Source organism: Myxococcus sp. CA056 (assembly GCF_013336715.1).
GTDB lineage: Bacteria > Myxococcota > Myxococcia > Myxococcales > Myxococcaceae > Myxococcus > Myxococcus llanfairpwllgwyngyllgogerychwyrndrobwllllantysiliogogogochensis.
Map to the genome: position 1 here is coordinate 196,798 of NZ_JABUMT010000006.1, position 19,017 is coordinate 215,814.

Consider the following 19,017-nt stretch of genomic DNA (forward strand, 5'->3'; position numbering starts at 1 on the left):
GGGGGCATGCCCACCTTCCGTCTCACGCAGGACCAGGCCGCGTTGCTCGTCGTGGACATCCAGGAGCGCCTGTGCGCGGCCATGGACCGCGACGCGCTGGACCGGATGCTCGCGCGCACCAGCGCCGCCGTCGAAGGCGCCCGGGCGCTCGGCCTCCCCGTCATCATCACCGAGCAGTATCCCCAGGGCCTGGGGCCCACGCACTCGCTGCTGCGGCTGAAGCTGGGGAGCTTCAAGGCGGTGGAGAAGCTGGAGTTCAGCGCCGCCGTGCCGGACGTGCTCGCGCAGCTGGGGACGCGCAAGCAGGTGCTGGTGGCCGGCATGGAGACGCACATCTGCGTCTTCCAGACGGTGCGCGATTTCGCGGAGCGTGGCTTCACGCCGGTGTTGCTGGCGGACGCGGTGCTGTCGCGCTCGACGGAGGACCGGCGCGTGGGCCTGGACCTGTGCCGCGATGCGGGAGCGACGGTGGCCACGGTGGAGGCCGCGCTGTTCGACTTGCTCGGGCGCGCGGGCACGCCCGAGTTCAAGAAGGTCTCCACCGCGGTCCGTTGACGCCTAGAACATCGGAGGCTTGTCTCCATCCCGCAGCGGCGGCAGCGGGGGGCGAATGGGAAGCGGCGCCTCCTGCTGCTTGGAGATGGCGGGGAGGGACGGCGTCAGCGCTCCGACATAGAGCATGCCGTGGGTACCCTCGGGCGTCGGCGTGGCGAAGGACGTGATGAACGGCGACATGCCGGGGTGTGCCGCAACCCTGCCCGACGGTGTCGAGCCGATGAGCCCGCACTGAAGCTTCCCTTCGCGGTCCAGGTCGCAACCCCAGCGCGTCCCCTGGGCGTAGCTCATCTCCAGAACGACGAGGCGTGGGGACTTCAAGAGATGCGCCATGGGCGTGAAGTCCTGGTCCCAGGGGGTGCCGGTGACGGTGCGCGTATGCGTGTTGCCGGCGAGGATGACCTGGACTTCGAACTGTTGTGTCTCGCGGCGCTGGTTCCAGAAGGCGGCCTGCTGAGCGTCGCGTTTGCTTCCGCCAGCCAGGTCCGTGTCATACGCCAGGAGCGTCACGCTCAAGCCCGTCATGCGCAGAGCGCGGACGCGGTCGATGAGGTCCATGATGGCGCGGCTGCTGCGTCCATCCTGGTAGGGCCGCTGCCAGAAGCGCCCCTCTAGCAGCGCATCCTGGTCCGCGGGAGCGCCCGGGCTCGCGAGGTAGCGGTCCACTCGTTCCTGCTCGGAGCGGGGAATGGACAACCCCAGTGCGACGGGCAGCCCTGCCTCGGCGACCTGACACACCAGCTCTCCCACCACCGAGGGGGCTTCACGAGAGCCGAGCTGTTCTCCCACCAGCAGCGTCAGTCCGAGGTCCAGCACCTCCGGAAGCCCACGCATGGCCTCGCCACAGGGGCCTGCTTCGGCGGCCTCCTGCTTCCACCTCGTGAGGTAGAAGTCCGAGTCGCGCACGGCCTTGGGGCGCGGCTCCTCTCGCACGTTGCCGCTCACCACCTCCAACGACGGGGTCGACTCCAGTCTCAGCGTCAACTCCCGCTCGAGGTCCAGGTCTCGCGTGCCATTCGTCAGCGTGCGCAACTCGATGCGTTCGCTCCGCGCATTTCGGAGCGGTGGCCCCTGGTCGTTGAAGGGGCTCGAGTCGTGGACATAGTAGTTGTACTCGATCCGCCACCAGTTGGCCTTGTGGTTGACGTCGTTGCCCATGGCGTTGAAGTTCATCCGGAAGATGCGGACGACGGATTGTCGCGGGGCCACGGAGAGGCCCGTCACCACGAAGCGCGTGTAGCGGTCATTCCCCGTGTCGCCCCTGTCCTGGGTCTTCCACTTCGTGACGAACTGGGTCGGATCCGTCGTCTCCTCGATGGCGTAGCCTCGGGAGGCGAGCAACTGCCGGGTGGCGGCCAGCGCTTCCTCCAGGGGCTTCTGGAAGACGTGCTCGAACTTCGGCGTCTCGGGCTCCGTGGTGCGTGGGCGATGCACGCAACCCATGCTCGCCATCCAGAGCAGACACAGCCACCAGCCTCGCTGCCTCATGCGCACCCCCTCGGGAAATCCATCGTCGAGATGAAGGGGGAACGGATGTCACTCAGGCACATATCTGCGCGCCGGGGAATGTCGCTCACCCGGCGCGGTTGCTGCTCACTTCGCTCCGCGCTGGGCCAGTTGGATGAGTGCGCGCGCACCCATGGCCAGGCCCACCAGCATCGCCGCGACCACCGTCTGCGAGCCACCCACCGGGAAGTCGAAGAAGTAGGCGAACATGTAGCCGCCCACGCCGGAGACGATGCCCGCGAGCGTGGCCACGAAGAACGTCCAGGGCAGCCGCAAATCCAACATCAGCGCGGCGATGGCGGACAGCGTGGAGAAGGCGAACACCGGCAGCGCGCCGAGGGCTCGGGCACACACGCCGACCATGACGCCGATGGACACCATCAGCACGCCGTCCAACAGGCGGACGGGCAGGCCCTGCACCAGCGCGCCGATGCGGTCGAAGCTCGCGAAGGTGATGCCCCGGTACCACCAGAGGTGGATGACCATGACGAGGATGCTGGCGATGGCCACGGTGCGCAGTTGCTCGGGTGTCACCAGCACGGCGGTGCCGAAGAGGATGCCCTGGATGTCGTGGGACTCCTGGGCGATGCGGTCACCCACCAGCACGGCCGCGCCGCCGGACAGCGCGTAGGCGAGGCCCAGCAGGCTCTCCCGAGTCAGCCGCAGCTTCGTGGGGTCCATCATCAAGAGCAGCGTCGCCAGGAGCGCGAGCGCGGTGGCGCCGATGACGGGCTCCACCTCGAAGCCCAGGTGGATGCCCATGTAGAACGCCAGCGCCACGCCCAGGCCGGCGGACTGGGCCACCGCGGCGCTGACGAACACCATGCGCCGCAGCACCACGTAGACGCTCAGGAAGCCCAGCACGCCGCCGGCGAGGAGGGCGCACAGCAGCGGGTCCCGGAACAGCTCGAACCCCTCGACGAACTGCTGCCACTGGGACGGTTCAGCGAGCATCGGATCCACGGTGGGGTCCCTCGGGGGCGCGGTGGCAGTACTCGTCGCCGTACTGACGACGGAAGGCGGGGTGGCAGAACACGGTGCGCGCGTCGCCCACGACGAAGGCGGAGGTCTCCCGGTCCACGAAGAGCAGCACGTCCGCGTGCTCGGCGGCGACCTCCAGGTCGTGGCACACCACCACCACGCCCAGTCCTCGCTGCCGCGCGAGCATGCACAGCCGCTGCATCGTCTCGCGCTCGGCCACCGCGTCCATCGCGGCGGTCGGCTCGTCGAGCAGCACCATGTCCGCCTCGGTGGCGATGAGTCGGGCCAGGAGCGTGCGTTGCTTCTGTCCCTCGGAGAGTTCGCGATAGGGCCTGTTCGCGATGGCCTTGGCGCCGGCCGTCTCCAGCGCGACCTCCACGGCGGCCCGGTCCGCCTTGCGCGCGAAGGGCCACAGGAAGCTCCAGTTGCGCAGCCGGCCCCAGGCGGTCAGCTCCCAGGCCCGTAGCGGCAGCAGCGAGTCGATGCTGGATGTCTGTGGCACGTAGGCGCTGCGCATCTCCGGATGGCCCCGGGTAATGGCGCCCGACACCGGGTCGATCATCCCCAGCAGCGTCTTGAACCACGTGCTCTTGCCTGAGCCGTTGCGGCCCACCACCGCGACGAACTGGCCCCGGCGGATGACCATGTTGATGGGCGGCAGCATGGCCTTATCGTTGTAGCCGATGACCAGCTCGGTGCAGGTGAGCAGCGGCTCGCCGAGCGTGAAGCTCGGTGGCACCGCGTGGGTTGCGGCCTCGGGACTCACGGGCTCATCGGTCTTCACGTCGCACCTCCGCTTCGGGCTTCAGGGCCGCGAGCTCTTCCAGCAGGGCCTTGCGCGCCGCCTCGTTGGCGACGGTGCCCAGGTCCAGCACGCCATCCGCGCCGGGAGTCAATGTGGCCCAATCCAGTCCGTCGAACACGGTGGGCGGAACCTCGAGCGCCAGCGCCAGCTTCACGCGCGGCTCGTGCTCCCGGTCCGACGGCACGTCCACCTCGCCCGTCAGCGTGAAGAGCGGCGTGGCCTCCTCGCCCTCCGCGACGTCCTCGGACACCACGGTCATCCGGAAGGCCGTTTCCTGAAGCCTCGGCGTGGCGCGCGAGTCGCGCACCGTGCCCGTCAGCGTCACCGACGTCACTTCCCAGACACCTCGGGACACGGTGGTGCGGGGCAGCTCGCAGTCCGGCTCACACTCCACCGGAGTGGCCGCGGGGGTCAGCAGGTTCAGCTCGCCATCCACATGGAGCGCGGCGACGAGCGTGGTGGAGGAGCCGCCTCCACCGAGTTCCGCCTCGATGTCCTCGTAGTCCACGAGCCCGCCGCTGTCGCTGTGGCAGTGCCCGTTGTGGCACAGGCTGTAACCCGGTGGCGGATTGGCGGGGTCGAACGTCGTTGGCCCTCCGCCTCCCGCGCCCCCCACCAGCTCCACGTGGGAGATGCCCAGCGCGGCCGAGCCCAGGCTCACCTGATAGTCCGACGCGAGGCGCTGGAAGCCATTGCCCGCGTCACGCGACGCCACGGGGACGTAGCTCGCGGTGACGGTGGGCTCCAGCACCGCGAAGCCCTCGCCCGAGTCCAGCGCGCAGCCGGACAGGAGCAACACGGGGAGCAGCAGTCGAGTCCTCATGACTCAACCTCCCTTTCCGGGGGTGAGCGCCTTCTCCAGGTTGCCCACCAGCTCGTTGATGTGCTGGACGTAGGTCTCGCCCGAGCGGAAGTCCGTGCCGCCGTGGAGGACGACGACTGGCGCCGGAATCATGCCCGCGACCATCTTCGCCTCCCGGTCGTTGTAGTAGCTCTCGATGAGCACCATGCGGGCCTTGCGCTGCCGAGCCAGCACGAGGACGCCGGCCACGTGGGACGGGTTGGGAGGGATGCCCGGCTTGGGCTCGAGGAACGCGATGGGCTCGAAGCCCAGCCAGTCCGCGAGGTACGGCGTCGTCCGGTGGAACGCGACGATGGGCGCACCGCGAAGGCCCGCGAGGCGCTTCTCCCAGCCGACGCGCGCGGCATCCAGCTCGGCGGTCAGCTTCGCGGCGTTGGCGCGGTACGTCGCCGCGTTCTTCGCGTCGAGCTGCGCGAGTCGCTCGGCGATACCGCGAGCCACCGCCGCGCCCTGTCGCGGGTCATAGAGATAGTGGGGGTTGCCTCCAGGGTGGACGTCGCCCTCGCTGCGGTCCACCTTGGTGGCGGGGACCTCCAGCAACCGGACGAACTGCGAGGCATTGAGGAAGCCGGGGTTGCCCACCTGGATGCGCGGGTTGCGCGAGCCGGTCTGGAGATTGGGCAACCAGCCGATCTCCAGGTCGAGCCCCACGGAGATGAGCAGGTCCGCGTTGCGCAGCGCGAGCGCGAGGCTGGGCTTCGCGTCCACGCGGTGCGGGTCCTGGCTTCCCAGCGCCATGGACTGCACCTGGACCAGGTCTCCGCCCACCGCCTTGGTCAGCGCGGCGAGGTCCGGAAGGGTGGTGACGACATTGACGGCCGCGCGAGCGGGCGCGGCGGCGAAGAGGCAGAGGGCGGCGCACAGGGCCGCGACGAAACGAAAGTGGCGCATGGGGCAGGGCTCCCGTGAAAGAGGTTTAGAACGCATGAGCGCCGTGGGCGCCCGTCACCAGCTCGAGCGCGAGGAAGACGGAGTAGTCCGCCTCGTCGCGCCAACGTGCCCGGTCTCTGGCGGCCTGCACCCGCAGGCGGGAGAACTCGGTGGGCCAGAAGGTGAGGTTGGCGGAGATCCGGTCCCGGTTCTTGGTCCACTCCGGGTCCAGCGGATCCAACGCCACCGCGCCGCCTTCACCCTTCGCCGGTGTGCCGAACTCATAGCGCGCGGCGGCGGCCCAGCGCTGCGAGAAGCGCCATGCGAGCTGGGCGTAGGTGTTGATGTCCGTCAGCACGTCGTCGGGCACCTGGCGTCGGCGGTAGAGGGCCTCCACCTGGAGGGTGACGAGCGTGTTGCTGGCCTCGGTGATGGGGCGGTAGCGCAGGTACACGTCGGTGCCGAAGACATCCGTGCGGTTGCGATAGCCGGTGGGATTGGGGCCCGTGGCGCCGGACAGTCCCCACATCAGGGACAGGTCGTCCGACAGCGCGAAGAACTGCTTCAGGACGCCCGTGGCCTGGAGGTCAAGCGGTGAGAGGACGCGGTCATTCGATGCGCCCAGGAAGCTGCGCGCGGTGGCCTCGCCCGTGGCATCGGTGAGGCTGCCGGTCAGCTCCACGTACCAGGGCAGGGGCGTCAGCCAGGACAGCTCCACGCCCAGGCCCCGGTTGCCCTCCGCGCCGAAGACGCGGCTCATGGCGAACGGTTGATCCACGAAGTCCCACGCGTGCGGGTGCGTGGCATTCAGGCGGCCAAAGCGCGTGAGGAACTGGCCCGCACGCACCTGGAGGCTGCCGGGAAGGGCCAGCGTGGTGCCGTAGGCCTCTTCGATTTCGACGCCGAACTGGCTGTAGACGATGTTCGCGTCGAAGCGGAAGTACGGGTCCACCACCGAGCCGATGGACAGCTCCAACTGCTGGAGGTTGAAGCCGTTGCGCGTGGGGTCATGCGCGCCGCCCTGGAGCGGCTCCTTGGACGTGAAGGCCGCCGCGGCGAGATCCAGGATGAAGCTCATGTCCAGGAAGTTGGTGCCGCTCGTCCCTCCGGGAATCGACAGCGGCAGGCCGCCTCCGGGCGTGGGGTCCGGCGCGGAGGACGTGCCGGCGGGCACACCTTGCTGGGTGTCGCCACCGAAGGCCTTCTCGATTTCGGCCATCTCCTCGGGCGTGAGGCCCGCGGGGACTTCATCGGGCGTTCCCGCGTCGGGCTCGGGCACACCCGCATCGGGCGAGAGAGGGGGTTGGTTTTCCTGGGCCGCGGCGGTGGCCGTGGACAACAGGGCTGCGATGGACACGGCGATGAACGCGCCGTGCGGACGACGTGAGACGGATGACACCGGGAATGCTCCTCGAAACTGGACGCGCGCGTGCGCACACGCCCCACTCCATGACCTGACCACTCCTGCTGGACGCGACTCAGGCGTGCGCGGGTGGTGAGGACTTGGGCGCGGTATCGAGGACGGAGAGCGGGGGAGCGACGTGGGGTGGCGCGGTGGCGGGACGGCTGACCGCGAGCCGGGCCAGGGCCCAGGAGGACGGCGAGGAGAAGAACAGCTCGTCGCGCGAGCCCGACGTCAGGAGCGGGCAGGTCTCATGGGTGAGCCGTGTCGAGTCGGTGTTCGACGAGGGGAGGGCGGACAACTGCGCCAGCTTCTCGGGAGCCAGCCGAGCCTGAATCGAGCCCGTGCCCCGGGCGGTCTCCTCGAAGGTCTGGTGCTCGGGGCAGAAGCGGTGGGCGTGCTCGTCCCGGACGTGGAGCAGGGCCCCCAGCGGCTGCAACGCCCACAGCGCGACGAGCAACGTCGCGATGCCACGGGCGAAGGTATGGGCGCGCTGGATCATCGGAATGAAGGAGGCACAGGTGCTCTACTGACGGCACCAGGGCGAGTCAAGGCAGGCTAGCACGGCGGTGGGACGTACACCTCTGTCACCGCATTCACCGGGATGGACAACGGCTCGCGGGGCGTTGGAGACACCTGTATGGACGAAGGACAACCGGACGGACGATACATTCCGGTGGCTCGGCTCACCGCGTTGGACGCACGGGGTCGCGCGGTGGTCCAGGTGGGAGACACCCGGGTGGCGCTCGTCCGTGTGGACGGGCGGCTCCACGCGCTGGCCGACACCTGTCCTCATCGTGGCGGCTCGCTGGCCGAGGGGGACCTGGACGGCCACCTGCTGCATTGTCCGCTGCATGCCTGGCCCTTCGATGTGCGGACGGGGCGCTGCCCCTGGCGTCCCGACGCGAGCGTCCGCATCTACGAAGTCCGTGTGCGAGGTGACGAGATCCTCATCGCGGCATCGGATAGCGTCGGCTTTCCCTGAACGCCCCTTGTAGGAGCCCCTTCCCCCGTGACTTCGTCCAAAGCTCGCACTCGCAAGGCCCCCGTCCCGAGTCCCCTGGTCAGCCTGCCGGACCCCGCCGCCATGGCTCGCGCGGTGGAGGCCTTCCTGCACGCCGCCGGACTGCCCCTGGGGGATGCGAACCTGGTGGACACTCCGCAGCGCGTGGCTGACGCCTGGAGCCGTGAGTTCCTGGATGGCTACGCCAAGACGCCCGAGGAGGTGCTGGGCAAGACGTTCCCCACGCCGAAGGGTTCGTCGCGCGAGCTCGTGGTCGTGACGAACCTGCGCTTCGTCTCCATGTGTCCGCACCATCTGTTGCCGGTGACGGGCCGCGTGCATGTCGCGTATGTGCCGGGCAAGCGGATGGCCGGCTTCGGCAGGCTGTCCGCGCTGGTGGACTGCTTCGCGCACCGGCTCATCCTCCAGGAAGACCTGGCCCGCGAGGTGTCCAGCGCCCTGGCCCGCGTGCTGGGCAGCCCCGCCACCGCCTGCATCATCGAAGCAGAGCAGGCGTGCTTGCGCATGCGAGGCGCCCAGCAGCACGACGCCATCACCCACGCGGAGGCGTACGAGGGCGAGCTGCGGCGAGATGGCTCGCTTCGTCGTGAGCTGTGGGCCCGGCTGGGGGCTCGGCGATGAGTGGCCCGTCCGCGCGGACAGACCGCGTGGATGCCGAGCGCGTGGAGCGGGTGTGTGCAGCCCTGGCGAGCGTCCTCGCGCAAGGGCAGCTGCGGCGCGACGCGGACACGCTCGCGGCCTACGGGCGGGATGAGTCCGACAGCGGCGTGTTCCCTCCGGATGTCGTGGTGTTTCCGGAGACCACCGCGCAGGTGTCGGCCGTCTTCAAGGCCTGCGTGGCGCACGGCGTGCCCTTCACGCCCTGTGGCGCGCGCAGTGGCAAGAGCGGTGGCTCGCTGCCCCTGAATGGTGGCGTGGCGGTGAGCCTGGAGCGGATGAACCGCATCCACTCCATCTCCGTGGAGGACCTCACGGCCGTGGTGGGGCCCGGCGTGGTGACGGGCGACTTGATGAAGGCCGTGGAAGCGCAGGGCCTCTTCTATCCACCGGATCCGAACTCCTGGGAGTTCTGCACGCTGGGCGGCAACGTCGCGGAGAACGCGGGGGGACCTCGCGCGCTCAAGTACGGCGTCACGCGCGACTACGTCATCGGCCTGGAGTGGGTGCTTCCGGACGGAGAAGTCCTGCGGGTTGGCCGCCGCACCATCAAGGGCGTCGCGGGTTATGACCTCGTGGGCCTCTTCGTGGGTTCCGAAGGCACCTTGGGCGTGGCGACCGAAATCACCCTGCAGCTCATTCCGCTGCCACGAAAAGTCCTGACCGCCCTCGTCGTCTTTCCGTCCGTGCTGGACGCCGCGCGCGGAGTCTCCGCCGTGCTCGCCGCGGGCATCCTCCCGCGCTGCCTGGAGCTCATCGACGACGTGGCCCTGCGCGCCGTGGACGGCCGAGGCTTCCAGTTTCCCGCGGGCGCCGGCTCGGTCGTCATCGCGGAGGTCGACGGCCACGGTGAAGAAGGTCTGTTGGAGGAACTGTCACGGCTCGGCGACATCTGCGCACAGCAGGGCGCCACCCAGACGCTCGTCGCGCGGGATGAGGGGCAGCGAGAGAAGCTGTGGGCCGTGCGGCGGGCCATTTCGCCGGCGCTGCGCGCGCTGAAGCCTCACAAGATTTCGGAGGACATCGTCGTCCCGCGCTCAAAAATTCCCGAAATCATCCAGCGACTGAAAATCATGGGCGCCGAGCTGGGACTCACCGTGGCCACCTATGGCCACGCGGGCGACGGAAACCTCCACGCCAACATCCTCTATGAGGGGCCGCACCAGCGTGGCCTGGTGGACGAAGCCCTGCGCCGCATGTTGGTGATGACGGTGGAACTGGGCGGCACGATCACAGGCGAGCATGGTGTGGGCCTCGCGAAGCGGGAATTTCTCGCGCTCGAACAAGGACCCGCGCTGCTCGACCTCCAGCGGCGGCTCAAGTCCTTCTTTGACCCATCAGGGTTGCTCAATCCGCAGAAAATCTTCCCCGCGCTCAAGCGTTCTACGTGAGTAGCCGGAGCGTGACCATCGCCGAGGGATAACCGCGCTCCTCAACCTTGCAAGTCAGCGGAAGCGCGAGCCTCTCGTCCGCCACGGGACGACGGTCGACAGTCGAAACGACTTTCGGCGATGGAATGAGAAACCCTTTCGCTCGTTGGGCGTCCTAGATGCAGGTGGACGCGAGTCGGCGGGGACAGCGCGTCCGGCATCGAACGGAGGACGGGAAATCATGGCCAACTCGACGAAGTTTGCGGCGGAGGGCCTGTCGCAATACCTGCGTCACCTGGGGGGACATCACCAACTGACGCGCGAGCAGGAGTACGAGCTCGCACGTCGTGCTCGCAAGGGCGACGAGTCCGCGCGACAGACGCTCGCGACCTCCAATCTGGCCTTCGTTGTCGCCGTGGCGAAGAAGTTCGCCAATCGCGGCGCGCGCCTGGATGACCTCATCCAGGAAGGCAACGTGGGCTTGATGAAGGCGATTGAGCACTTCGACCCGAAGAAGAACGTGCGCTTCGCGACGTATGCGGTGTGGTGGATTCGCGCCTACATCACCCGCTACCTGAAGGACAACCGCAGCCAGGTCCGTGGCGGAGAAGCCGAGCGGGGCAGCATGGTGGACTTCTCGCTCGACGCCTCCATCGACGAGGAAGGGGAGACCACCTTCCTGGACCGCCTGGAGGACAACGGGCCGTCGCCCCAGGACGTGTTCCTCTCGAATGAGCAGGACACCGAAATCCACGACGCGCTCACCAAGGTCCGCAAGCGCATTGGCGACCTGGGCTGGGACATCCTCACGGAGCGGCTGACGCAGGACAAGCCGCTGACGCTGGAGGAACTGGGACAGCGGTGGGGCGTATCGCGCGAGCGCGTGCGCCAGGTGGAGCTCAAGACGAAGACGTTCCTGGAGCGCTACCTGTCCGCCTTCAACGAGAACGAGGAGCAGGCCGCGGCCGACGCTGCCTGAGCCGACCTTCTCCCCACCTGGGGAGATACGCGGACTGAGCGGGACTGGCGGGGTCTTCCACCCTTGCCGGCCCCGCTCTTGTTTTTTGCCGGAAAGGCTGCCTGCGTGGTTTGCGTGCGGCCGAGCGTGCGTGCTAAGCCCACCGGCCATGCGCCTGATTTTACTTGCCTTGTGCCTGCTCGTTGCCGGTTCGGCACGGGCGGCCGACGCCGAGGTGTGGGCCCGCCTGGATGCTCTGCACGCCAGTCGCGCGGACGCCGCGGCGGTGAAGGAGCTGGAGGCGGAGCTCAAGAAGGCGTTGACGGCGACGCCGGACGACTTCGAGCTGGTGTGGCGTCAGGCCCGGCTCCTCCAGTGGCAGGCGGACGGGGCGGGCAACGAGAAGCTCAAGAAGGTGCTCGGGCGGCAGACGTGGGACGTCTCCGAGAAGGCCATCAAGCTGGCCCCCGCCCGCGTGGAGGGCCACTACTACGCGGCGACGGGTATCGGCGCCTACTCTCAAGCAGTAGGCGTCATGAAGGCGCTGGGTGAGGGGCTGGAGGGCAAGTTCAACGAGCGCGTGGACACGGCCATCAAGATTGATCCGACCTTCAACTGGAGCGCGCCGCTCCTCGTGAAGGGTCGCTACTTCTACGAGCTGCCCTGGCCGAAGCGGGATCTGAAGAAGTCGGCGGAGTATTACGAGAAGGCCATCAAGAAACACCCGGAGATGCTGCGCGCGCATTACTTCCTCGCCGAGACGCTCCTCAAGGACGACAAGGCCAAGGAGGCGCGTGACGCCATCCAGAAGGTGAAGCAGGGAAGCGTCGCGTATGACCCTCCGGAGGGTCAGCGCATCCAGGAGTGGGCGAAGAAGGTCGAAGCCGACATCGAGGAGGAGCTCAAGTGAGAGCAGAGAATCAGGTAGCACCTTCGGCTTCGGCGGCCGGAGCGCAAGAGGGAAACCTGGTCCAGTTGCTGATCCAGCGTGCGCAGAACGCCTCCAAGGCGGGTGTGACGCACAAGAAGGACGGCCGCTGGCAGGACGTGACGTTCGGACAGGTGCTGGACGACGTGAAGGCGTTGTCCGCGGGCCTGGTGGCCCAGGGCGTGAAGCCCGGAGACCGGGTGGCGCTGTTCGCCAACACCAGCCTCCAGTGGATCGTCGCGGACCTGGCCATCACCGCGGCGCAGGCCATCACCGTGCCCATCTACTCGTCCAACCTTCCGGACGAGTTCCGCTATGTCATCAAGCACTCGGAGACGTCGTTCGTCCTCGTGGACAACGACGAGAAGGATGCGAAGCAGGCGGGGCGGCTGACGCGCGTCCGGCAGAAGCTGGCCGAGTGTCCCACCGTCACCAAGGTCATCGTCTTCGACGGTCCCGTGGCGGGCGGCCAGGAAGTCGCCCTGGCGGAGGTCATGGCGCAGGGCCGCGAGGCGCACCAGGCCAACCCTGGCGCCTTCGAGGAGCGGGTGGCGTCCGTGAAGTCCGAGGACACCAACTGCCTCATCTACACCTCCGGCACCACGGGTGATCCGAAGGGCGCCATCCTCACCCACGGCAACTGGACGTACCAGGCGCACGCGGTGCAGGCCATCGGCATGATGGAGCCGTCGGACGCCGTCATGCTGTTCCTGCCGCTGGCGCACGTCTTCGCCCAGGTGGTGAAGGCGGCGTGGCTGAGCATGGGCTTCCGCCTCATCATCGCGGAGTCGGTGGACAAGCTGATGGCGAACATCGTGGAGACGCGTCCCACGGTGCTGCCGTCGGTGCCCCGCGTCTTCGAGAAGGTCTACAACACGGTGGTGTCCAACGGCACGTCGGCTCCGGGCCTCAAGGGCCGGCTGACGCGCTGGGCCTTCAAGCTCTTCGACGAGTACGTCGATGCGATGCAGCAGGGCCGGCCGTACGACACGCTCGGCTTCACGCTGGCGAAGAAGCTGGTGTTCACCAAGGTGCGGGCCACGCTGGACGAGAAGCTGGGCGGCAACATGCGCCTGTTCGTCTCCGGTGGCGCGCCGCTGTCGCGCAAGATTGGCTACTTCTTCGACCTGCTGGGCTTCAAGGTCGTGGAGGGCTACGGCCTGACGGAGACGGCGGCTCCCACCAACGCCAACCGTCCGAACAAGATCAAGATTGGCACCGTCGGTCCCGCGCTGCCGGGCACCGAGGCGAAGATCGCCGCGGATGGCGAGGTGCTCGTGCGTGGCCCCTGCATCATGAAGGGCTACTACAAGAACGACACGGCCACGGCCGAGGTGCTGGAGAAGGACGGCTGGTTCCACACCGGTGACATCGGTGAGCTGGATGCCGACGGCTACCTGCGCATCACCGACCGCAAGAAGGACATCATCGTCACGGCGGGCGGCAAGAACGTGGCGCCTCAGAACATCGAGAACACGCTGAAGACGTTCCCGCTGCTGAGCCAGGCCATGGTGTACGGCGACAAGCGCCCGTACCTCGTGGCGCTCATCACCGTGGCGGAAGACTCCGCGCGCAAGCTGCTCGAGGAGAAGGGCGCCCCGGTGGGCAGCTACGCGGACAACGCGAAGCGGCCGGAGATCCACGCCGCCGTGAAGGCGGTGCTGGACAAGATGAACGCGGATTCGCCGCCGTACGCCACCATCAAGCGCTTCACGGTGATGCCCGCGGACTTCACCCAGGAGTCCGGCGAGCTGACGCCCACCCTGAAGGTCAAGCGCAAGGTCTGCAGCACGAAGTACAAGGCGCAGATCGACGCCATGTACGACAACGTGGCCGTCATCGACTGAGCATTCGGCCGCTCGCCCCCAGTGCTGTCGACTGGGGGCGTGTCGCCCCGCTGGGACAGGGGGCGGACAGGCCAGGTGGCTGAAACGTCAACGCCCGCTCGGCCCCAAGAAGACGGGGTGGAGCGGGCGTCGTGCTTTCCGGGAGGTGCCCGGAGCGGATTACGCGTGGCTGCTGGGCGTGGTGGACTTCACGTCCTTGTCCACGTTGCCGCCGCCGGCGAGCGTGCCGGTACCCTTCTTGTCGGCGCCCGGCGTACCCGTCTCTTCTTCACCGCCAAAGCCGCGCTTGAAGTTGCGAATCGCGCTGCCCAGGGACGAGCCGAGCTGCGGCAGCCGCGTGGCCCCGAAGAGGAGCAGCAGCACAAACAGGATGAGAAGAAGTTCCATCGGCTTCAGCCCCAGCATCACGGCTCCTTCGCGAAATCGGCCGGAGCATAGCGGGGGGCGCCGTGGACCGCCAGCAAGAGCGGAGGCCTCATGCCTGGAGGGCCGCTGGAGTGCCGAGCATGGCCCCCGGAAGCGCGGTGAGGGTGATGAAGAGGGAGCTACCGGACGCATCCGTCTCCACGCCGACGCTTCCGCCGTGCGCCTCCACCTCCTGGCGGGCCAGGTAGATGCGCAGCGGGTCCTCCAGCTTCTTCTCGCGAAAGGCCCGCTCCTCGCGCCGGAACACGACGGAGGCGTCCTCGTCGGACAGGGGGACACCCTCCCGTCGCACCTCCACCCGCACCCTTGGGGCACCCGGGTGCACCCTCAGGTAGATGACCTCGCCGGGCTGGGAGCGGGAGAGCTGGTACAGGATGAAGGCCTCCACGGCGTGCTGGATTCGGGCTCCGTCCACGGCCACGTCGGGCGGAGCCACGCGGGGATCCAGGTCCAGTACGAGCGCCACATTGGCGGCGGTGGCCGCCGCGCGCTGGCGCTCCACGGCCGCGTCCAGCAGGGGGATGAGCGACTGGCGCTCCGGCTCGCAGGCGAGCGAGCCCAGGTCGGCCCTGCTCGAGTCGAAGAAGTCCTGCGAGAAGGACAGCGAGCGGTCCGCGTTGCGCAGGATGGTCTCCAGCCCGCGTTGCACCTTGGGCTCCAGCGGGACGCGGCCATTGAGCAGCAGCGCGGCATAGGAGCGGATGTTGGCCAGGGAGCCGCGCAGGTCATGCGAGGCCATGCCCAGGTAGCGCACCCTGCGACGCGCATCCGACTCGTTCCAGCCCACGGGGAAGGTCCACAGGAGCCGCCCTCCGTCGCCCAGGGGCTCTTCTCCGGCGAGGACCACCTCATCTCCCCGCTCCCACACGCGCATGTCTCCCGCGCGACGCTGGAAGCCCGCCGCGCCCAGGAGCGCCTCCACGGAGGTGGCGCCCGGGGGCAGCTCCTGGAGGCCCAGATGCTCGAGCAGCAACCCGCCCAGCAGGCGAGGGGGCCCCTGTGTGGGGACGAGGACGAGGCCAGGCGCTTCCGCCGTGCTGCCAGCTCCCATCTCCCCAGGGCTCCTCACGTTTTCCACCTCCTGTCCAGCAGGTCACGGAAAGGGTGGGGCGGCACTGTCGGTTTTGCAACGTGCATCCCCATCGTGTGCGGGGAGCGCACTTTCTTGCGCCGCTGGATGGGAGGATGGTGGAAGAATCCCCAGCGTCGCACCGAGGGAGACTGCCCTGACTCCGCCTAACACACAGCCTGATGGTGCTCCCGTCGTCCTCGTCGTGGATGACGACCCGGATATCCTCGAAGCCCTCTCCGAGATTCTGGAGGCCGAAGGCTTCGTCATTCGTCGTGCCCGCAACGGGAAGGAGGCGCTGGAGCGCCTCGAGCCGGAGCCTCCCCACCTCATCTTGTTGGACTTGATGATGCCGGTGATGGATGGCTGGGAGTTCGCCCAACGCATGCGACAGAAGCCGCCCGCCGTGGCGGGTATCCCGCTCATCGTCCTCAGCGCGGACCGCAACGTGGGCAGCAAGGCACAGGACATTGGCGCCGTGGGTCACCTGGCCAAGCCCTTCGAGCTGAACGACTTGCTGGACATGGTGCGCCGCTCGCTGAACCCGTCCACCGCGAGCAGCACCAGCGCGTGATGAACACCGCGCGTCGCGCTGCTTGACCTGTCAGGGGGGCGCCATTACGGTCCCTCCACCCGTCTTGATTCTTCAATCAACGACCAGGCCAAGGAGCGCGTCATGACCGCGAAGGACATCATCGAGACCCAGATTCCGGAAGTTCTCCAGGCGAAGCCGGAGCTGGCGAAGGACATCAACGCCATCATCCACTTCGACATCTCCGGCGAGGGCGGCGGGAAGTGGACGCTGGACCTGACCAAGGCCGAGGGCTGGGTCTCCCCGGGCATCGAGGGCGCGTCCAAGATGACCATCCTGGTGAGCAACGAGGACTTCGTGAAGATCCGCGAGAAGAAGCTCAACGCCCAGATGGCGGCCATGCAGGGAAAGCTGAAGTTCAAGCCCATGGACATGGGCCTCGCGATGAAGCTCGCGAAGCTGCTGTCGTAGTTCCCTCGGAGCGTGAGGGTGGGCCCTGGTGCCGACCTTCGCTCCGACCCGCGCGGCGCGTTCCCACTCCGGGGGCGCGCCGCACGTCGTTTCAGGCCCCTCTCGTCTCGTTCGACTCCTGGAGAACCGCCATGTCATCGCTGCCACTCACGGGTCTGCGCGTGCTGGACCTGTCGCGCCTGTTGCCCGGCCCCTATGCCACGTTGGTGCTCGCGGACCTGGGCGCCACGGTGGTGAAGGTGGAGGAGCCGGAGGGCGGCGACTATGTCCGGGCGATGCCGCCCTCGCGCGATGATGTGGGGGCGCTGTTCTACGGCCTCAATCGGAACAAGCGGTCGCTCACCCTGAACCTCAAGACGCCCGAGGGGCGTGACGCGCTCAAGCGGCTGGCGCGCACGCATGACGTGCTGGTGGAGAGCTTCCGGCCGGGTGTGATGGACAAGCTGGGCGTGGGCGAGTCGGTGCTGCGGGCGGAGAACCCCCGGCTCATCTACTGCGCCATCTCCGGCTATGGGCAGACGGGGCCGGACCGGCTCAAGGCGGGGCACGATTTGAACTACGTGGCCCGCGCGGGCCTGCTGGGTTACGGCGGTGAGGCGGGTGGGGCACCGGCTTTTCCCGGCGTGCAGATGGGGGACATCGGCGGTGGGAGTCTCTTCGCGCTGGTGGGCATCCTGGCGGCGCTGCACGAACGCGAGCGCACGGGGAAGGGCCGCTTCGTTGACGTGTCCATGACGGATGGGGCCACCGCCTTTCTGCACATGCACCTGGCGGCCAGGCTCTTCATGGGCGAGCAGGGCGCGCCGCTCGAGCGCGGACGCGAGGCGCTCAATGGCGGGTACGCGTGCTACGGCCTGTACCGCACGGCGGATGACCGGTGGCTGGCGGTGGGCGCGCTGGAGCCCAAGTTCTTCGCGGGGGTGTGCCAGCGGCTGGGGCGCCCAGAGCTGCTCGACGACGCGTACACGCCGGGAGAGGACGGGGCGCGGGTGAAGGCGGAGCTGACGCGCTTGTTCGCGGAGCAGCCGTTGTCGTACTGGGCGGAGAAGTTCGCTGGCTCGGACCTGTGCGTGGAGCCGGTGGCGGAAGGGGACGAGGTGCTGGCCGATGCGCAGCTTCGTGCTCGTGGCCTCTTCGTCGAGGCGGAGGATGCTCGACTGGGTCGCAAGGTGACGCATCTGCTGACGCCGCTGCGCATGGGGCCAACGCCGCTGCGCGAGCCTCCCGCGTTGGGCCAGCACTCTCGAGAGGTGCTCGCGGAAGCGGGCTTCACGGAGGAGGAGATGGCGCGCCTGGGCGTGTGACGCGGCGGACGCCTCGCGCGGCCTTGAGGTGCTGGTGCTGCGGGCGCCTCGTGTCCGCTCGAGGAGCAGGCGCGCCTGGGCGTGCGACGCGGCGGACGTCCCGTGCGGCCTTGATGCGCTGGTGCGGCGGGCGCCTCGTGCGGCCTTGAGGTGTTGCGGGCGCCTCGTGTCCGCTCGAGGAGCAGGCGCGCCTGGGCGTGTGACGCGGCGGACGCCTTGTGCCCACTCGAGGAACAGGCGCGCCTGGGCGTGTGACGCGGCGGGCGCCTCGTGCCCGCTCGAGGAACAGGCGCGCCCGGGCGTGTGACGCGGCGGACGCCTCGCGCGGACTACGGAGTTCGTCCGGCGGAAGGGCGGCTCCAGAGCGCTTCGCCCCGCGCCGCGTGGCAGGTGTCGCCCACCAGGTCCAGCGCGAGCTGTCGATTCCGTGTGGCCACGGACGCGGGGGCCGCGAGCAGGCCCGTCTCGTCCATCCTGCGCACCGTGTTCTCCAGATACCTGCGCGCGCGCTCCACGATGTCTTGTTGGCGCGCCGTGGGGCGCCAGCCGGTGTCGTCGCGGAATCGCCCGAGCGTCTCCAGCAAGTGCCCCTGGAACTTCAGCATCTGCGCCAGCACCTGCTCGCGTTGCGAGGGCGCCGAAGCCCAGGCCGTCTCGTACTGCCGAGTCTCCGAGTCGAGCCGGTACAGCAATACGTCCACCTGCGCCGCCAGTCGTGGCCTCCACGCCGCGCGCACGGATGGATGTCGTGCCCAGCCCGCCACGGCCTGGAAGTAATGCAACCCACCGCATGGATGCGCGTAGATGCCCTGACCTCGCTTGGGCACTTCGGGTCGCCCGGCCTTCATGCCCGAGGCGAGCGCGGCCTGCTCCGCTTCCAGCGTGGCGAGCGCGCGCTCCATCACCGCATCCACGCTCACCTTGCGTCCCGTGCCGTCGCGGAACGTGTCGCCAGGACGAGCGCTCAGCGAGAGGATATCGAGCTTCCAGGCGCTCTCGGGCGAGGCCACCTGTTCCATCCGGAAGTCGCGCTTCACGTCCTCCACCAACTCGCGCAGCGTCACCGTGCCCCATGCCATCGTGAAGCGCTGGGACAGCGGCTGGCCAGCGGCCAGCAACGTCTTCACGAGGAGGGCAGGGTGCGGCTCAACGGGAGTTCCGTCGGGAGTGGAGGACTCGAAGAAGAGGTCCGCCTGCTTCGAGGGACTGTCTTCGGACGCGGGAGTCCGGCGTAGGAAGTCGGACACCATCACGTCGGAGGCGAGCCGGCCGTCACTCGCGCGGAAGGCCTGGCCCTCCAGCACGACGCCGTGCGCGAGCGCCCAGGGGTTGCGCGCATCCGCGGCCCAGGCGCGGCACCGTCCGGCCAGCTCCTGGCCCAGCGGGGTGGCACCCGACGCCGGGATAACGAGCACGAGAAAGAAGAGGGAGAACAACTTCGGGAAACAAC

General features: G+C 68.5%; 20 protein-coding genes. 10 read left to right on the forward strand and 10 right to left on the reverse strand.

The window, feature by feature from the left end; translation table 11 throughout:
- The first annotated feature begins 6 nt into the window (after nucleotides 1–6).
- On the forward strand, nucleotides 7–555 hold the full coding sequence (locus HUA76_RS25450; protein ID WP_141644948.1) for an isochorismatase family protein: 549 nt from the start codon (nucleotides 7–9) through the stop codon (nucleotides 553–555).
- 3 nt (nucleotides 556–558) lie between these two features.
- Here HUA76_RS25450 and HUA76_RS25455 read toward each other — a convergent pair whose 3' ends face one another.
- From HUA76_RS25455 to HUA76_RS25485, 7 genes are all read right to left on the reverse strand, one after another.
- The gene (locus HUA76_RS25455; protein ID WP_174455183.1) at nucleotides 559–2,043 is read right to left on the reverse strand and encodes a hypothetical protein; all 1,485 of its coding nucleotides are present in this window, start codon (nucleotides 2,041–2,043) and stop codon (nucleotides 559–561) included.
- Between the two features lie 105 nt (nucleotides 2,044–2,148).
- The gene (locus tag HUA76_RS25460; protein WP_141644946.1) at nucleotides 2,149–3,024 is read right to left on the reverse strand and encodes a metal ABC transporter permease; all 876 of its coding nucleotides are present in this window, start codon (nucleotides 3,022–3,024) and stop codon (nucleotides 2,149–2,151) included.
- Nucleotides 3,005–3,826, reverse strand: a complete 822-nt coding sequence (locus HUA76_RS25465; RefSeq protein WP_174462333.1) for a metal ABC transporter ATP-binding protein — start codon at nucleotides 3,824–3,826, stop codon at nucleotides 3,005–3,007. Before HUA76_RS25465 ends, HUA76_RS25460 begins: the two co-directional genes overlap by 20 nt.
- On the reverse strand, nucleotides 3,813–4,670 hold the full coding sequence (locus HUA76_RS25470; RefSeq protein ID WP_174462334.1) for a hypothetical protein: 858 nt from the start codon (nucleotides 4,668–4,670) through the stop codon (nucleotides 3,813–3,815). The genes HUA76_RS25465 and HUA76_RS25470 overlap by 14 nt, the downstream gene beginning before the upstream one ends.
- A 3-nt stretch (nucleotides 4,671–4,673) precedes the next feature.
- On the reverse strand, nucleotides 4,674–5,600 hold the full coding sequence (locus tag HUA76_RS25475) for a metal ABC transporter substrate-binding protein (protein ID WP_141644944.1): 927 nt from the start codon (nucleotides 5,598–5,600) through the stop codon (nucleotides 4,674–4,676).
- 25 nt (nucleotides 5,601–5,625) lie between these two features.
- Entirely contained in the window at nucleotides 5,626–6,978 is a 1,353-nt protein-coding gene (locus HUA76_RS25480; RefSeq protein ID WP_174455186.1) for a zinc-regulated TonB-dependent outer membrane receptor, read from the reverse strand.
- 79 nt (nucleotides 6,979–7,057) lie between these two features.
- Nucleotides 7,058–7,483 (reverse strand): hypothetical protein, encoded by a 426-nt coding sequence (locus tag HUA76_RS25485; RefSeq protein ID WP_141644942.1) that lies wholly within the window; start codon nucleotides 7,481–7,483, stop codon nucleotides 7,058–7,060.
- A gap of 138 nt (nucleotides 7,484–7,621) precedes the next feature.
- Between HUA76_RS25485 and HUA76_RS25490 the strand changes: the two genes are divergently transcribed.
- From HUA76_RS25490 to HUA76_RS25515, 6 genes are all read left to right on the forward strand, one after another.
- On the forward strand, nucleotides 7,622–7,966 hold the full coding sequence (locus tag HUA76_RS25490) for a Rieske 2Fe-2S domain-containing protein (protein ID WP_174455187.1): 345 nt from the start codon (nucleotides 7,622–7,624) through the stop codon (nucleotides 7,964–7,966).
- A gap of 102 nt (nucleotides 7,967–8,068) precedes the next feature.
- Nucleotides 8,069–8,626: a GTP cyclohydrolase I gene (gene folE / locus HUA76_RS25495; protein ID WP_217440203.1), complete on the forward strand. Its 558-nt coding sequence runs from the start codon at nucleotides 8,069–8,071 to the stop codon at nucleotides 8,624–8,626.
- A complete protein-coding gene (locus HUA76_RS25500) occupies nucleotides 8,623–10,053 on the forward strand; it encodes an FAD-binding oxidoreductase (RefSeq protein ID WP_174462335.1) in 1,431 nt (476 codons plus the stop codon). Before folE ends, HUA76_RS25500 begins: the two co-directional genes overlap by 4 nt.
- Nucleotides 10,054–10,273: 220 nt before the next feature.
- A complete protein-coding gene (locus HUA76_RS25505) occupies nucleotides 10,274–11,011 on the forward strand; it encodes an RNA polymerase sigma factor RpoD/SigA (protein WP_141644938.1) in 738 nt (245 codons plus the stop codon).
- Nucleotides 11,012–11,159: 148 nt separating this feature from the next.
- Nucleotides 11,160–11,900, forward strand: coding sequence for a tetratricopeptide repeat protein (locus HUA76_RS25510; protein WP_141644937.1), 741 nt, complete (start codon nucleotides 11,160–11,162; stop codon nucleotides 11,898–11,900).
- Nucleotides 11,897–13,765 carry a long-chain fatty acid--CoA ligase gene (locus HUA76_RS25515; protein WP_174455189.1) on the forward strand — a complete coding sequence of 623 codons (1,869 nt, stop codon included), beginning with the start codon at nucleotides 11,897–11,899 and terminating at the stop codon, nucleotides 13,763–13,765. Before HUA76_RS25510 ends, HUA76_RS25515 begins: the two co-directional genes overlap by 4 nt.
- 159 nt (nucleotides 13,766–13,924) lie before the next feature.
- Here HUA76_RS25515 and tatA read toward each other — a convergent pair whose 3' ends face one another.
- A complete protein-coding gene (tatA, locus tag HUA76_RS25520) occupies nucleotides 13,925–14,170 on the reverse strand; it encodes a twin-arginine translocase TatA/TatE family subunit (RefSeq protein WP_174455190.1) in 246 nt (81 codons plus the stop codon).
- A gap of 70 nt (nucleotides 14,171–14,240) precedes the next feature.
- On the reverse strand, nucleotides 14,241–15,242 hold the full coding sequence (locus HUA76_RS25525; RefSeq protein ID WP_217440166.1) for a sensor histidine kinase KdpD: 1,002 nt from the start codon (nucleotides 15,240–15,242) through the stop codon (nucleotides 14,241–14,243).
- A gap of 223 nt (nucleotides 15,243–15,465) precedes the next feature.
- Here HUA76_RS25525 and HUA76_RS25530 point away from each other — a divergent pair, with 223 nt between their 5' ends.
- The 3 genes from HUA76_RS25530 to HUA76_RS25540 all read left to right on the forward strand — a co-directional run bounded on the left by HUA76_RS25530 (nucleotide 15,466) and on the right by HUA76_RS25540 (nucleotide 17,567).
- Entirely contained in the window at nucleotides 15,466–15,834 is a 369-nt protein-coding gene (locus tag HUA76_RS25530; RefSeq protein ID WP_174455191.1) for a response regulator, read from the forward strand.
- Between the two features lie 102 nt (nucleotides 15,835–15,936).
- Complete coding sequence (locus tag HUA76_RS25535; protein WP_141644934.1) at nucleotides 15,937–16,263, forward strand: SCP2 sterol-binding domain-containing protein; 327 nt, start codon at nucleotides 15,937–15,939, stop codon at nucleotides 16,261–16,263.
- A 131-nt stretch (nucleotides 16,264–16,394) separates the two neighbouring features.
- Nucleotides 16,395–17,567, forward strand: coding sequence for a CaiB/BaiF CoA-transferase family protein (locus HUA76_RS25540; RefSeq protein ID WP_174455192.1), 1,173 nt, complete (start codon nucleotides 16,395–16,397; stop codon nucleotides 17,565–17,567).
- A 329-nt stretch (nucleotides 17,568–17,896) separates the two neighbouring features.
- Here HUA76_RS25540 and HUA76_RS25545 read toward each other — a convergent pair whose 3' ends face one another.
- Complete coding sequence (locus tag HUA76_RS25545; RefSeq protein ID WP_371823522.1) at nucleotides 17,897–18,982, reverse strand: hypothetical protein; 1,086 nt, start codon at nucleotides 18,980–18,982, stop codon at nucleotides 17,897–17,899.
- Nucleotides 18,983–19,017: the final 35 nt, after the last annotated feature.